This is a genomic window from Paenarthrobacter sp. TAF1, from assembly GCF_052113825.1.
Classification (GTDB): domain Bacteria; phylum Actinomycetota; class Actinomycetes; order Actinomycetales; family Micrococcaceae; genus Arthrobacter; species Arthrobacter nicotinovorans.
On record NZ_JBFRDO010000015.1, the window covers coordinates 34,315 to 47,976 of the forward strand.

The following is a 13,662-nucleotide window of genomic DNA, read 5'->3' on the forward strand; positions in this document are numbered from 1 at the left end:
GCCACGTGTTGGGGACGCGTGATGGGGTCATTGTGACCAGCGCGGGACATCAGTTGCGGGCTAGATCAGGGTGTCGAAGTAACCCCAGCCCACGCCTATGTGCGTGTTTCCGAACAGGCCCGCTCCGAACTCCGAATTCAGGAAGAGCCGCATATCGCCTGTTTCATCGATCGCCACAATGTCGTTGAGGGGTTTCAGGGCCGAGTACCGGTTTCCGTAGAGCGGTTCGTAGACGCCGGCTCCGCTGATTTCGGTCATGAGCTCCCAACCGTGGCCCGCGATCGACGGCGGCTTCCAGCCACCGTTTCCGTCTGCGGGGTACTGGTGCAGGATGCCGGCGCCGTCCCTGGCATAGATGTCCACAGCGCCATCGCCGTCGGTATCGCCGGGGGTGGCGATCTTGTTCATCACGTCCCAGCCGGTCCCGACGCGTGATGGTGTCAGCCATCCGCCGTCGCCGTCTCCCGGGTACAGGTAGAGGTCGCCGGCGGAGTCCCGGGCCAGGACGTCGTTGTTTCCGTCACCGTCGAAGTCCCCCGGGCCAACGACAGTGTCAAAGATGTTCCAGCCCCAGCCAACTTGCCTGGGCGGAAGCCAGCCGCCCTCCCCATCGCCTGGATAGATGTGCAGGGTTCCAGCGCTGTCACGGCCCAGGAGGTCGTTGTTTCCGTCGCCGTCGAAATCACCGGTGGAGAAAACGACGTCGAAAATGCCGAAGCCCCGGCCAACCACTCTTGGTTCTTCGATCGTGTGGTTGTAATAGGTGCACCCGGCGCCGGAAGGACACATTCGGTATTCGGACGAATAAGCATGCGGATAGAGGACCAACGTGCCGTCGTCCGTGCGGCCAAGGAGCTCGAAGTTGCCGCGCCCGGTCCAGCCCATGGAACGGCTGGAGGCGGCGATCGGAGCTGTTTCATCGCTCCGGAAAACTTCCTCTTCGGAGCACACGCCGTGGGCTGTGAACGAAATACGGTTTCCACGGTCTTCGGGGAGCAGTTTCAGGGATTCGCCTTGACGCCCGGCAGGCAGTGGCTCGCCGTTGCTCAGCCACTCCATGACGAAGCCATGCGGGGCCTCAGCTGTGGGCGGGCACACCTGCAGCCCATGGTCGGCGCTGCCGATGGTCAGTTCGGAACCCACGTAGGGCATGCCGAAGATCGGCGGAACCCAATCCTGGTAGTCCGCTGCAGCGGGAGCCGCGCCCAAGGTCGTCGAGCCCAACAACAAGGCGCCCAGTGCCGCCGACTTGAACGCAAATGACCGCAAGCTTCCCATGCTTTCCCCCAAGACCAGTGAGCGCCTCCAAGACCAGTAAGCGCGTCATTGGAGCCGAGCCTAACACTCCCCTTATTTTGATGGTGATGCTTCGTCCAAAGACAAGCGCCCGCCCCCTCGGCAGAGCCCCCTGCCCGAACCCAAGTATTCTGGAAAGGATGAGTGAAACCCCAGATTCCCCGCGCCCTGTCACCCCCGGCAGCCAGGCTTCCTTCGGTACCTACGGTGGCCGCCCGGTCAGTTTCGTGCGCCGCGGCACACGCCTGCAGGGTCGGAGGCAGGCGGCTTGGGAAGAGCACGCGGAGCGCTGGGCCATCCAGGTCCCCCGTCATGTCGCCAACACCTCCGTGCACCCGGATTACACCTTCGACGCCGAGGCTGTCTTCGGGCGGAAAGCGCCCTTGATTGTCGAGATCGGTTCCGGACTGGGCGACGCCGTGGTTCACGCCGCCGAGCAGAACCCGGACAAAGACTTCCTTGCCGTCGAGGTTTACACACCCGGGCTGGCCAACACCATTATCAAGATCAACAGCCGGGGCCTGAGCAACGTGCGCGTGGTGGAAGCCAACGCACCCGAGGTCCTGGAATCGATGCTGCCTGCAGGGTCGGTCAGCGAACTATGGGTGTTCTTCCCTGACCCCTGGCACAAGGCACGGCACCACAAGCGCCGTCTCATCCAGCCGGCCTTCGCTTCCGTTGCTGCCAAAGCCCTCCAGAAGGGCGGCTACTGGAGGATTGCCACGGACTGGTCCAACTATGCCGTGCACGTCCGGGAAGTCCTGGCGGGATCCACGGAGTTCGAGAACATGCACGAAGGCGAGCGCAGCGGCGAGGAGAGCCCGTTGACGCAAGTGTGGCAGTCCGGCGTCGAATCCGTTGTAGGCGGTGCGCCCGTCAGGGAGGGCCGGGCGCCGGTCAGTACCGAGCACACCGGCCCGAATGAGGGAGTGGACGAAGAAGGCGGCTGGGCTCCCCGGTTCGAGGGCCGGATCCGCACGAGCTTTGAGAACAAAGCGCACGAGGCCGGGCGTATGATCTTCGACCTCACGTACCGCAAGCTTTAGCCAACGGACTTTGGGGGAATCATGAGCTACCAGCCACCGATCGACTACTACCAACAGCCGCAGAGACAAGGCACCCGGGGTCTAGGCGCCGGCATCACCAGCATCGTCTCCGCAGTCTTGTCGCCGATTGCCGCGGTGGTCAGTATTCCCCTTGGGCTTGCGGCCATCGCCTCGTCACTAAGCCGTTACAACCCGGATAACGACGCCTGGTGGATCGGAGCCCTGGTTCTGGCCGGGGTGGCCGTCCTGCTGTCCATTGTGGCCGTGATCAGTGGCCTCATTGCCGTCTTCCGGGCCGGGCGTATGAACGCCGGACGCATCACTGGAATCATCGGGCTGGCGATCATGGCGGTCAACGTCTTCGGCATCGCCTTCATGGTGTTCCTGGTACTCGGATCAGGGCAGGGATTCTGATGCCACAGGTACGCGCGGAACGCTTCATCCGTTTGGATCCTGAAACAGCTTTTGCCCTCTCCCAGACAACCGGCGCGTTCCGGCTCAAGTGGGATCCCTTCATTTCCGCGCAGGCATTCATGGATGGTGCCCAAGCAGCCGGAAAGGGTGTGCGGACCCGGACCGTTTCGCGCATGGGATTGAAGATGGTCAGCGAATACGTCTCCTATACTCCCCCGCGAAATGTGGGCATGACCATGGTGTCCGGTCCGTGGTTTTTTGAGAACTTCGGCGGCGGCTGGCGGTTCACCCCGGACGACGGCGGCACCCGGGCAGTCTGGAAGTACACCTTTTCGTGCCGGCCGGCTTTCATCAAGCCCGTCGCCGAGAGAGTCGGCGGCTGGCTCCTGGGTCGCGAGATCGAACGACGGATCGAAGCGTTCGCCCGTGCTTGCGAGGACCCTGCGTTGGTGGCTGAGTTGAAAGCCCTAGGCGCCGGCGCCTAGCTTCAGGGCACCTGGTTTCAAGACACCTGGTTTCACGGCACCTGGTTTAGGGCACCTGGTTCAGGGCACCGAAATGGAAGCCACCGTCTTCTGGGCCTCGTCACGCAGCTCAACCCCGGCGATCCCCGCCAACTGAACGGGTGTGGCACCGGTGATCTTGATCCGCCCACTCGGCGTGGCCGTCCAGCCGCAGGTGCGCTCTTCGGCGCCGTCGCGGCCCTTGACCCAAAGATAGAGAGTGCCCTCAAGCGGCATGCTCCGGCCCTCAACTTCAAGCTCAGTGCCCCAGGTCTTCTTGACCATATCCACCGTCAGCTGCAAACCGCCGTCCGACTGCACCGAATAGCTGGCATCCGGTTTCGGAGGCTGGTTCAACAACGGTCCGGCCAGGAACCCGACCGCGAGGCAAGCAGCGGCGACAGCGCCAACAAAAGCTGCCCACCGGCGTCGTGATTTCCGCCTTCGGACCGCCAGGTCAACCAGGACCTTTTCCGGGAGCGGCTCCGGTTCCATTGCCAGCGGTGCAAGGGGTGCGGCCCCGGCGGCGGTGAGGGCCACCGCGTCGGCAGCGGGCACGGCGTCCAGGAGTGCAGGCAAGCTGGCGAGTTCTTCCAGTTCACGCCGACAGTCAGCGCAGGACCCGAGGTGGTCCTCAAACGTGCGGGCTTCGCCGGGTTCCAAACCTCCCAGAAGGTAGGCGCCCAGCAACTGGTGGACGGAGTTGCCGTTCATCGTTCCACCCCCATTTCATCGAGGATTGTTCGGAGGGCCTTCACTGCGTAGAAAGCCCGGGATTTCACTGTCCCGGCCGGGATGTTCAGTTGAAGCGCCGCCTCCACCACGGTGAACCGTTGATAGTGCAAGGCCACCAGGACCTCGCGGTGCTCGACGCTGAGCCGGAGCAACGCCTCTTCCATGAGTACCCGGTTCAGGAGCTCGTCCACGCGTTCGGTGGCTGCGTTGTCCGGGAGGTCGTATTCCCCGGTTTCGTGCGGACGCCTCTGGGCTTTGCGGTAGTTGTCGATGATGACGTTCCGCGCTGTCCGGAAGAGGTAGCTGCGCAGGCTTCCAGTGATCTGTGGTGCATGCTGCCAAACCTTGAGGATGGTTTCCTGCACAACGTCGTCGGCCTGATGGGTGTCCGAGGTACAGCTGACGACAAACCTCTTCAGCGCCGTGCCGTGATCGCGATAAATCGCAGCCACCACGTCTTCGTCCAACGGCATCGGCACCTCCCTCGTCCTGTTTCCGCAGCCCTTCGCCTATACGACGCGCCGAGCCCCAAAAAGGTTCAGCAAGCATGAACCATTCTCACCCGTCCGGCGTCGTAGGGGTTAGCGCCGGCCCTCCCGACCGGCTCGTCTCAAGGAGCTGGACATGAAGAACAAAGTTGGCTTTGGATTGGGTGCATTGATCGTTGCGGCAGCACTGGCGGGGTGCGGCGGCAGTTCGGGAACAAGTACTTCCGCTCCCCCGTCCGCGGCGTCCTCTTCCCCGGCCGCCAGCACCGCAGCTGGTGCTGAGATGAAAACGGCGTCGTCCAGCGCGGGGCAGATCGTGGTGGACAGCAAAGGGATGAGCCTCTACTTCTTCACCAAGGATGTGAAGGACTCGGGCACCAGCGCGTGCACCGGCGCCTGCCTGCAGGCCTGGCCCGTCTTCACCACGACGTCGGACGCGCCCGGCGTTGACGGCGTCACAGGAACGGTGGGAACCATCGCAACGCCTGACGGGAAGAAGCAAGTCACCCTCAACGGCATGCCCCTGTACTACTACGCCAAGGACAAAGCAGCCGGCGACGTCACCGGACAGGGCGTGGGCGGCGTCTGGTACCTGGTCAGCCCGAGCGGGGAGATGGTTAAGGGCGCCGCGGCATCCGGATACTGAGCCCGGTACGGTTTCGCCCGTCCGTTAGACTGCCATTTACTCATTGGGGAGGGAAGATGGCAGCGAAAAACACAGCGAAGACACCGCCAAACCTGGGATTCCTTGCATTGCAGGAGGTCGCTTGGACTTTGGGGCTCATAGCCATGGCCATCAACGCGGCAAACCGCGGCTTTGACTGGATCTGGGTCGGCCTGCTCGTCTGCTGGCAGGCCTCCATAGTTTGGGGTTTCGTCAAGCTCAGCCGGGCCAGGACAAGCTAGCCCCAGAACGCGGGAGCACGTCCAGAACGCCGGAGCGCGCCGAAATCGCCGGAGCGCCACGGCGAATCCGCAGCGCTCCGGCGTTTTCGGCTACATCGGGGCGGTTTAGGCGTCCGCGAATTCCTCAGACTCTTCGAACTCCACGGCCGCGATGATTTCCTTCGTCTCCGGGTGGATCATGAAGGCCTCGTCGTCGTCCTCGATCATGAGGTAGTCCCCGTGGTCGGTGGAGAAGTGCCAGGCGAGGGTCTTCACGCCGTCGTGCTCGTAGTTGGGATCGCCCATGGTGATCTTCTCCAAGGAGTAGCCGGCCACATCGCACAATTCGCGGATGATGACCTCGAACTCGGGAGCGTTGGCGAGTGCTTCCTCTTCTGCCTCTGCCTGGCGCTCGGCCAGGTCCGGGATTTGGGCCACACGGGCAGCGATGTGTTCCTCGATCTCATCCTCGGAAAGAACCAGGAGCTCGGACTGGTCGCGCAGGTAGGCAGCGTTGAGATCGATGATGTCCTCCTCCTCAAGCAAGGCTTCGAACTCGCCGTCGAGTTCGTCCAAGGCCACAACCGCGGGAACGGGAGTCTCGGACTCATCCAGCTCGCCGTCCAGGTAGGCCTCTGCTTCCTCTTCCGTCAGCGCGTCAAACGCCGCAGCCGTTCGGTTGAAGAGATCCAGGTGCCGCTCAGCGCCCATGGCTTCGAGCCCGGCGCGGACATACTCATCAACTTCCTCACGCTCCGGCGCGGTGAAGACGTACTGGGCAAAACCGCCGGACAGCGCTTGCGTCAGGTAGAAATCCACAAAGTAGCTGTTGAGCGCAGGGAGCGCGATTTCGTCGCTGTTGAGGAGCTCCTGGTACATCTGGTTCACGACGTTGACGTTGGAATCCACAACATCCGCATTGCCGGCTTCGAATCCGGTCTTGTTCAGGACGACGGGGTACTCGTTGGTAGTCATGGGGAATCCTCACTGCTGAAAGCTGATGGTGCTCCGGACACTTTCAACGTACGCGTGGGAGCGGCGCGGCAATCGAGGTTGAGGTTAACGGAGGGCGAAGTTTGGGAGCTGTTTTCTGCTGACTAAGATTGAGCAGATAACCTCCTGCCGAAAGTAGCCCGACGCATGCCGTCCCACACAGACGAATCCTGGGAACTGGCCATTCAGACTCCTGCCATTAACGACCGCTCCCTGGCGGCCGGACTGGCCTATGCCATGGGCAGCCGCGTGAGCGGGATTTCCTTCGACGCGGCAACCGGGCTCCTCCTCGGCAAGGTTCGGGGCAGCGGCCCGCAACCCTATTCGACGTCGGCCAAACTGGTCCGCAAGCCCGCCGGCTGGAGCTGCACTGTGGGTATCTGCAGTTGCCCGGTCCGGAAGGACTGCAAGCACGTCGCCGCGCTGCTCTTCACCGCCGAGGACCACCCCACCATCCGTTCCCAGCTCCTGTCGCAGGCGCCCGGAATCCAAACGTCGCGGCACGGCGCCATGGAACAGGGCGGCTCGGCCCGGCCTGCATGGGAACAAGCCCTCAACAGGCTGATCGCCAAGCCCGGATCCGCACCCAGCGCGGCAGGAATCCCGCTCGCCCTCCAATTCGAAATTGAAGAGCCCGCGGCCCACTTCTCCTACACAGGACGCCGCGACCCCATGCGCAGCGTCCGCCAGCTCAAGGCCCGCCCCGTCATGATGGGCGCCAAAGGCAAATGGATCCGCGGAGACGTGTCCTGGAACAACCTCAGCTACATCAGCTTCCGGCGCGAATTCAATGAAGTCCACGTCGAGTGGCTCCAAACATTCCTGGCCGCGCACGGTTCCAGCAACGGACGCCAGCAACCCTCCGGGGCAATGTGGCTGAGCCTCAACGACTTCGCTGCCAAGAACCTGTGGACCCTCCTGGCCGACGCCGCGAAAGCCGGCATCCCCCTCATCCACTCCGCTGGGAGCGAGCCCGTCCGCGTCGAGACCCAGTCCGCCGTCGTCGGACTTAGTTTGGCGCGCCTTGACGCGGACGGAACCGAAAGCACAACGCCCGACGGCGGGCTGCAGCTCGCGCCGTCCGTCACCTTGGGCGGGGAAGCGGTGGACCCGGGAACCGTTGGCTTCCTGGGAAAGCCGGCCAACGGCATCTTCTTCACCCACGCCGGCGACACCCTGCCCGGCGTGCCACAGCAGAAGAACCTGATCACCCTCGCACCGATCGAGGGCGGCATCAGCGACGAGCTGCTGGAATTCGTCACCGAAGGCCAGACACTCCAGATCCCGGCCGAAGACGAAAGCCGCTTCCTCACCTCGTTCTACCCCAAGCTGCGGCAATCCACGCCAGTGCAGGCCGCTGACGAGTCCGTCGAACTGCCCACCTTGGCGGTCCCCACCCTGTCCCTGCTGGCCAATTACGGCAACGACCACAAGGTTCGGCTGCACTGGGAGTGGCACTACAAGTCCGGCACCCTCGTCACGGCCCAGCCACTCTGGCGCCACCCCGACGACCGCGGCTACCGCGACGATCCCGAAGAAGCCCGCATCCTGGAGTCACTCGGCCGGCCGTGGGACGTGGTCCCGGCGCTCGCCGAGTCCGCCACCGGCGGCTGGGGTGCTCCGCGCCTGGCAGCTACCGCTGAACTGGGTGGACTGGACACGCTGGCATTCACCGAAGAGGTGCTGCCCGCGCTCAAGGACCTGCCCGACGTCGTCGTTGAAACATCCGGCGACATCGCCGACTACCGCGAAGCCGCCGAAGCACCTGTTGTGTCCATCTCCACCAAGGAGACGGCCAGCGGCGACTGGTTCGACCTCGGTATCGTCATCACACTCGAAGGCGAACCCGTCTCATTCGCCGCCGTGTTCTCGGCACTCGCAGCCGGGATGAGCCGCATGCTGCTGCCCAGCGGCGCCTACTTCTCGCTGGATCTGCCCGAACTCCACCAGCTGCGGGCCCTGATCGACGAAGCCCGTTCCCTGCAGGACAACCCGGACAACAAGGACGGCACCCTGCAGATCAGCCGCTTCCAGGCCGGGCTCTGGGACGAGTTGGCGCAGCTGGGGATCGTGGATGAACAGGCCGCCGCGTGGCGCGAGGCCGTAGGCGGACTGCTCGACGACGGCGTGACCGGCCTTCCGCTGCCGGCCGGACTTAACGCTGAGCTACGTCCGTACCAGCTCGAAGGTTTCAACTGGCTCAGCTTCCTGTACAAGCACAGCCTCGGCGGAGTGCTCGCCGACGACATGGGCCTGGGCAAGACCGTGCAGGCAATCGCGCTGATCTGCGCAGCGAAGGACCTGGCCGCTGAGACAGCGACCGCCGCGCAGGGCGCCTCTGCTGACGTGATCCCCCGGGCTCCCTTCCTGGTGGTTGCGCCCACCAGTGTTGTCAGCAACTGGGCACTTGAAGCAGAGCGCTTTGCCCCCGGGCTGGTGGTCCGCACCGTTGGTGAGACTTTCGCGAAGAGCGGCACGGCGCCGTCGGAAGCCCTGACGGGTGCCGACGTCGTCATCACCTCGTACGCGCTCTTCCGCATTGACTATGATGCCTACGCCTCGTTCCAGTGGGCCGGGCTGATGCTCGACGAGGCCCAGTTCGTGAAGAACCACCAGTCCAAGGCGTACCAGTGCGCTCGGAAGCTCCCGGCAAGGTTCAAGCTGGCCATCACGGGTACCCCGCTGGAGAACAACCTCATGGAGTTCTGGGCACTGACCTCCATCGTGGCGCCGGGCCTGTTCCCGAGCCCCAAGAGGTTCGCCGAAAACTACCAAAAGCCCGTGGAGAAGAACGGTGACTCCGCGCAACTGGGCAAGCTCCGGCGTCGTGTCCGTCCGCTCATGATGCGCCGCACCAAAGAGCAGGTCATCAAGGACCTGCCGCCGAAGCAGGAACAGGTCCTTGAAGTGGTGCTGAACCCGCGGCACCAGAAGGTCTACCAAACGCATCTTCAGCGCGAACGGCAGAAGATCCTGGGACTGATCGACGACGTCAACAAGAACCGCTTCACGATCTTCCAGTCCCTGACCCTGCTCCGGCAGCTGAGCCTGGACGCCTCGTTGGTGGATTCCTCGCTGTCCGGTGTGCGCTCATCCAAGCTCGACGTGTTGTTTGAGCAACTGGAGGACGTGATCTCCGAGGGCCACCGCACGCTGATCTTCAGCCAGTTCACCGGCTTCCTTGGGAAGGTCCGCGAGCGCTTGGACGAGGAAGGCGTGGAGTACTGCTACCTCGACGGCAGCACCCGCAACCGCGGCGACGTCGTGAGCGAGTTCAAGAACGGTTCAGCACCCGTGTTCCTGATTTCGTTGAAGGCCGGCGGCTTCGGGCTCAACCTTACCGAGGCCGACTACGTGTTCCTGCTGGATCCTTGGTGGAACCCCGCGTCGGAGGCACAAGCTGTGGACCGCACGCACCGCATTGGACAGGCCCGGAATGTGATGGTCTACCGGCTCGTCGCGAAGGACACCATCGAAGAGAAGGTCATGGCGCTGAAGGCCAAGAAGTCGCAGTTGTTCGCGGATGTAATGGAAGGCGACGCGTTGGCCGGCGGATCGTTGACCGCTGAGGACCTGGCTGCGCTGTTCGCGGAGTAGGGGCGGGGCGCTGTCAGGTGCGATTTCATGCTTTCTCCCGGTCGGCGCCTGCCGGAGTCCCGGTGACCGTGATGTCCACGTCTTCCTCCACGCTGAAAAGACGTTGCCCGACGCCGTTGACGTAGACCCACATTCCGCTGCCGTCCGGCATGACAGCCACGACCACACCGGGGTTGGGGGCGCCACCGGCGAGCCTCACTTCGACTTCATCGCCCGGCAGGAAGTACTCCCACGCCTTGTAGTAGCGCACCGGCAAGGCATCCGGATCCGCCATCACGAACACGGTGCATTTCTCCATTGGGAACCGCCCCCTTACTTTCCCGCCTAATTAGCAGTGCGGCCAAGGGGGAAAACGTGACGGCGAAATCAGTCGTCCAGTCGGACACCCCGCAGCAGCAGCATCGTTCCGCCCACGGCAACTGCGGACGCCAGGAACACTCCCGCCGCGCCCATTCCGACGGCGACAACGCCGATGGCGCTGGGCAGCACCACTTGGCCAACCCTGTTGCCCGCCAATCTCAAGGCCAGCGCGCGACCCCGTTGGCCGGCGGGGGCCTGCGCTGAAAGCCACGACATGGTCAGGGGCTGCCCGATTCCCAACCCCAGGCCCAGGAACGCCATGACAACGAACAGCAGCCAGGCCGGCATCGGAATGGCCGCCACTGCCAGGTCCACGGTGGAGATGGCCAGGCTCAGGACCAGCAGCTTCATACGTCCCAGCTTGCGCGACATGCTGCCGAGGCCGATGCGGGAAACCATGGAGAACAGCGCACGGACAGTCAGCATCAGACCCACGGTGGCCGCCGTCAGGCCGCGTTCGGCACCGAGGGCGGGAAGGTAAACGACGGTCAGGTCGACGACGGCCAGAACCGTCGCGCTCGTGGCAAGCGCCCGGGCGACGCCCGGTGTTCTCAGCAACGCGATCGCCCCGCCCTTGGGCGCGTTCCTGGCTTTGGCCCTGTTTGTCCGGCCGCTGACTTTGCGGGAAATCACGAACGTGGTCAAGAACAGCACCAGGCTCATGCCGACCGAAAGGATGAAGATGGCCTCGGTGTTCGGGTGCACGGTCGCGCCGCCCACCACAGAGATGGCCAACGGGCCGAGGGCCTGGCCCAGTGAGGCGGCGAACGTCAGATACCCGAATGCCGAGTCCAGGCGCGACGACGCCGCGTTGTTCGCCACCACCGCCTGTTGGCCTACCACGCACGCCAATTGCCCCGCCCCAAGAAGCGCTGTGCCGGCCACCAGCGCAGCCACCGACGTTCCCCAAAACAGCAGGAAAGCAGAACAACCAAGAACGACGGCGGCCCCGATCGCCATGAGGCGACGCTCACCCAATCTGTCCACGAGTCCGCCGATTGGCAGCGCCAGCAGCAACGGGAAAACCGCATAGCTGGCTGCGAGGACACCCAACGCAAACGGCGGAACATCAAGTTCAAGGGCCCGATAGGTGGCAGCAGGGCGGACCAGGAAGGTCACTGCCTGGATCAATGCCGAGTGGACAAGCAGTGCCGTGGACGAGCGTCGGCCCAGTTCGCCGATCATTGGACGTCGAGGCCCTTGTGGGAAATGACCCGCAACGTCTCGTCGCGGGCACCAATGACGTGGTCGAAGGCAACCCGGGCCGCCTTCTCCGCGTCCTTGGAGGTAATGGCGTCCACCAGTAGCCGGTGATTGGCGAGCGCTTCATCACGACGTTCGGGGGCGTTGTTGGTGAAGTACCGGTACCGTTCAACCTGGCTGGCGATCTGCTCATGAAAGCGCTGTGCCCAGGAGTTTCCGGCGATTTTGGCGATCGCGGCGTGCAGGGCAACCCCGTACTTCATGGCTTCATCGGCAAAGTCCACCAACGCGGCATTGCGGGCCACGATCCCTTGAAGCTCTTCGAGGTCCTTTGCAGTGGCATTGGCGCATGCTTCCCGTGCCATGAGGGACTCCAAGGCGGCCCGGACGTCGTACAACTCGGAAATGGCTTTCTCGTCCAGCAGCGGAACAAGCACTCCACCAGTGGGTTGCTGCTCAAGCAGGCTTTCGGAGATCAGCCGACGGATCGCTTCCCGGAGCGGGGTCCGGCTGACCTGGAGCTCCGTGGCCATTGCCGGCTCGTAGATGCGTTCACCTGGTTTGAGTTCGAGGCTGAGGATTCGCCGCTTCAGCTCGTTGTAAACGAGGTGCGCTCCAGTGTTCCGGGGTTGTGGATCTGCCAAAATTGCCGCCGCTGTTCAGAAGGTTGTTCAGAAGGTTGTCCAGAAGGTGTACTTGTATACATCTATACATGGCAACCATCACCCAAAGCAATGCGGAGGTCAGCCGCGCACCCAGCGGTACGGCGTCGTCGTCGAAACCTTAACCAATCCCGAGCGTTCCAGAATCGGGCGTGAGTACTCGGTTGAGTCGCTCTGGATAAATGCTTTGCCCTGAGCCAATGCTGACTGGGCGCGGCGGGCAGTGAGTGCCCGGTAAACCCCGCGGCCACGCCACTCCGGACGGGTTGCACCTCCCCAAATACCGGCAAATTCGGTTCCGGCCACGGGATCGAGGCGCCCGGCACTGATGACGCGGCCCTCCGCCTCGGCGACCCACAGTTCCATGGTGTCGTCCAGTGACATCCGATGCAGCAGGGCATCAGCCATGTCGTTCGAAACCGGCTCGCCGAAGACTTCATCCTGCATCGCTGTCATCGCCCGCACGTCCGGTTCGTCGACRACGCGACGCAACGTCACGCCGTCGGGAAGCGGCACGTCCGCACTCAACGCCTGGGCTTCGCCGATCATGATCGACTCAGGCGGATCAGCGGTGAAGCCGTTACCGACAAGTGCTTCGTGGAGTCCGGGGGCGTGATCATGCCCGCGCGTCTTCCACTCGACCCGGCTGATTCCGGGCTGGTCTTCGAAATAGGCGATCGCTTCGGCAACCAAGCGCCGAATGCCGTCCCGGTCCGCCCCGCCCAAGTCCCGGTAAGTGATGAACCCGCGCCCACCCATGAATGTGGCCAGCCGGAGCGGCCCATTCCCGGCGACCGTGAGGGCGTCCGAAGTCTCCGCATCCGTGCGAAGCTGCTGGTCATAGGCTGCGAGAAGGCGCTTTTTTGCGTCGGGTTGGGTCATTCGGAGAGCCTACTGCAACCGTTCCGGAAGTTGGGTAGCCCGGTTCGTTGGATCGCTGCCAAAGATGCCGCGCGCCGCATCGAACGTGCAGCCACGCATCGAAACGGCTGGCGTGGGCGCAGCAAAAAACGCTCCCCCACCATCAAGCCCGCGGGGGCATCAGGTGGGAGAGCGTTGGAAGCGGAAGTACTACTGTCCAGCGGTGCAGAGCTGGCCGAACTTGGCTCCGGCTTCCTGGAAAGCGGTGGTAAGTTCACCCATCCGTTCTTCGTTCGGGTTCTCCTTGGACTGCTCGTCCAGGTATTCGAGGATGGCGGTGACCACGGGCTTCATTTCGTCGGACGCCACGGACTCAATGGGCCGGACAGCGTTCGCTGCACGGGTGGAAAGGGTCCGGCTCGGGTTTTGCGAGATGCCGCCTGCCGCGGCGACGTTCACGCGGTCGCAGGTTTCCTTGGTGGTCAGCTGCTGCTGAGCGGAACAAGCGGAAGCCGAGACAAGCAGCCCGGCAGCGATCAGGACAGTGGTGAGTTTCTTCATGATTCCCTCAGTGGTCGACGTCCCTTTGATTGTAAACAGAGCAGAGCCGAGCCCACGC

The 13,662-nt window shown here is 63.6% G+C and carries 15 protein-coding genes; 6 read left to right on the forward strand and 9 right to left on the reverse strand.

Features of this window, described 5'->3' with window-relative positions; genetic code table 11:
- Positions 1 to 60 precede the first annotated feature (60 nt).
- The gene (locus AB4Y81_RS16885) at positions 61 to 1,278 is read right to left on the reverse strand and encodes an FG-GAP repeat domain-containing protein (protein ID WP_354627491.1); all 1,218 of its coding nucleotides are present in this window, start codon (positions 1,276 to 1,278) and stop codon (positions 61 to 63) included.
- A 158-nt stretch (positions 1,279 to 1,436) separates the two neighbouring features.
- Here AB4Y81_RS16885 and trmB point away from each other — a divergent pair, with 158 nt between their 5' ends.
- The 3 genes from trmB to AB4Y81_RS16900 are packed head-to-tail and all read left to right on the forward strand — an operon-like array spanning position 1,437 to position 3,241.
- Entirely contained in the window at positions 1,437 to 2,342 is a 906-nt protein-coding gene (gene trmB / locus AB4Y81_RS16890; RefSeq protein ID WP_441996309.1) for a tRNA (guanosine(46)-N7)-methyltransferase TrmB, read from the forward strand.
- Between the two features lie 21 nt (positions 2,343 to 2,363).
- Positions 2,364 to 2,756, forward strand: a complete 393-nt coding sequence (locus AB4Y81_RS16895) for a hypothetical protein (protein WP_018778294.1) — start codon at positions 2,364 to 2,366, stop codon at positions 2,754 to 2,756.
- Positions 2,756 to 3,241, forward strand: a complete 486-nt coding sequence (locus AB4Y81_RS16900) for a type II toxin-antitoxin system RatA family toxin (RefSeq protein ID WP_441996310.1) — start codon at positions 2,756 to 2,758, stop codon at positions 3,239 to 3,241. The genes AB4Y81_RS16895 and AB4Y81_RS16900 overlap by 1 nt, the downstream gene beginning before the upstream one ends.
- 60 nt (positions 3,242 to 3,301) lie before the next feature.
- On the opposite strand, the gene AB4Y81_RS16905 is transcribed toward AB4Y81_RS16900, so the two are convergent.
- Complete coding sequence (locus tag AB4Y81_RS16905; RefSeq protein ID WP_055972663.1) at positions 3,302 to 3,973, reverse strand: zf-HC2 domain-containing protein; 672 nt, start codon at positions 3,971 to 3,973, stop codon at positions 3,302 to 3,304.
- Positions 3,970 to 4,467 carry a sigma-70 family RNA polymerase sigma factor gene (locus AB4Y81_RS16910; RefSeq protein WP_018778291.1) on the reverse strand — a complete coding sequence of 166 codons (498 nt, stop codon included), beginning with the start codon at positions 4,465 to 4,467 and terminating at the stop codon, positions 3,970 to 3,972. Before AB4Y81_RS16910 ends, AB4Y81_RS16905 begins: the two co-directional genes overlap by 4 nt.
- Before the next feature lie 151 nt (positions 4,468 to 4,618).
- Here AB4Y81_RS16910 and AB4Y81_RS16915 point away from each other — a divergent pair, with 151 nt between their 5' ends.
- Together AB4Y81_RS16915 and AB4Y81_RS16920 are read left to right on the forward strand one after the other, a co-directional pair.
- Positions 4,619 to 5,128, forward strand: coding sequence for a COG4315 family predicted lipoprotein (locus tag AB4Y81_RS16915; protein WP_064722529.1), 510 nt, complete (start codon positions 4,619 to 4,621; stop codon positions 5,126 to 5,128).
- 56 nt (positions 5,129 to 5,184) lie between these two features.
- A complete protein-coding gene (locus tag AB4Y81_RS16920; protein ID WP_018778289.1) occupies positions 5,185 to 5,388 on the forward strand; it encodes a hypothetical protein in 204 nt (67 codons plus the stop codon).
- A gap of 105 nt (positions 5,389 to 5,493) precedes the next feature.
- On the opposite strand, the gene AB4Y81_RS16925 is transcribed toward AB4Y81_RS16920, so the two are convergent.
- The gene (locus tag AB4Y81_RS16925) at positions 5,494 to 6,342 is read right to left on the reverse strand and encodes a DMP19 family protein (RefSeq protein WP_039243022.1); all 849 of its coding nucleotides are present in this window, start codon (positions 6,340 to 6,342) and stop codon (positions 5,494 to 5,496) included.
- A gap of 165 nt (positions 6,343 to 6,507) precedes the next feature.
- Between AB4Y81_RS16925 and AB4Y81_RS16930 the strand changes: the two genes are divergently transcribed.
- Positions 6,508 to 9,957 carry a DEAD/DEAH box helicase gene (locus AB4Y81_RS16930; RefSeq protein ID WP_441996311.1) on the forward strand — a complete coding sequence of 1,150 codons (3,450 nt, stop codon included), beginning with the start codon at positions 6,508 to 6,510 and terminating at the stop codon, positions 9,955 to 9,957.
- Between the two features lie 25 nt (positions 9,958 to 9,982).
- Here AB4Y81_RS16930 and AB4Y81_RS16935 read toward each other — a convergent pair whose 3' ends face one another.
- The 5 genes from AB4Y81_RS16935 to AB4Y81_RS16955 form a co-directional block, all read right to left on the reverse strand.
- Positions 9,983 to 10,255 carry a hypothetical protein gene (locus AB4Y81_RS16935; protein WP_079581943.1) on the reverse strand — a complete coding sequence of 91 codons (273 nt, stop codon included), beginning with the start codon at positions 10,253 to 10,255 and terminating at the stop codon, positions 9,983 to 9,985.
- 68 nt (positions 10,256 to 10,323) lie between these two features.
- Positions 10,324 to 11,502: an MFS transporter gene (locus AB4Y81_RS16940; protein WP_441996312.1), complete on the reverse strand. Its 1,179-nt coding sequence runs from the start codon at positions 11,500 to 11,502 to the stop codon at positions 10,324 to 10,326.
- On the reverse strand, positions 11,499 to 12,164 hold the full coding sequence (locus tag AB4Y81_RS16945; protein WP_441996313.1) for a GntR family transcriptional regulator: 666 nt from the start codon (positions 12,162 to 12,164) through the stop codon (positions 11,499 to 11,501). The genes AB4Y81_RS16940 and AB4Y81_RS16945 overlap by 4 nt, the downstream gene beginning before the upstream one ends.
- A gap of 99 nt (positions 12,165 to 12,263) precedes the next feature.
- The gene (locus tag AB4Y81_RS16950; RefSeq protein WP_441996314.1) at positions 12,264 to 13,064 is read right to left on the reverse strand and encodes a GNAT family N-acetyltransferase; all 801 of its coding nucleotides are present in this window, start codon (positions 13,062 to 13,064) and stop codon (positions 12,264 to 12,266) included.
- 189 nt (positions 13,065 to 13,253) lie between these two features.
- Positions 13,254 to 13,604: a hypothetical protein gene (locus tag AB4Y81_RS16955; protein ID WP_018778282.1), complete on the reverse strand. Its 351-nt coding sequence runs from the start codon at positions 13,602 to 13,604 to the stop codon at positions 13,254 to 13,256.
- Positions 13,605 to 13,662 lie beyond the last annotated feature (58 nt).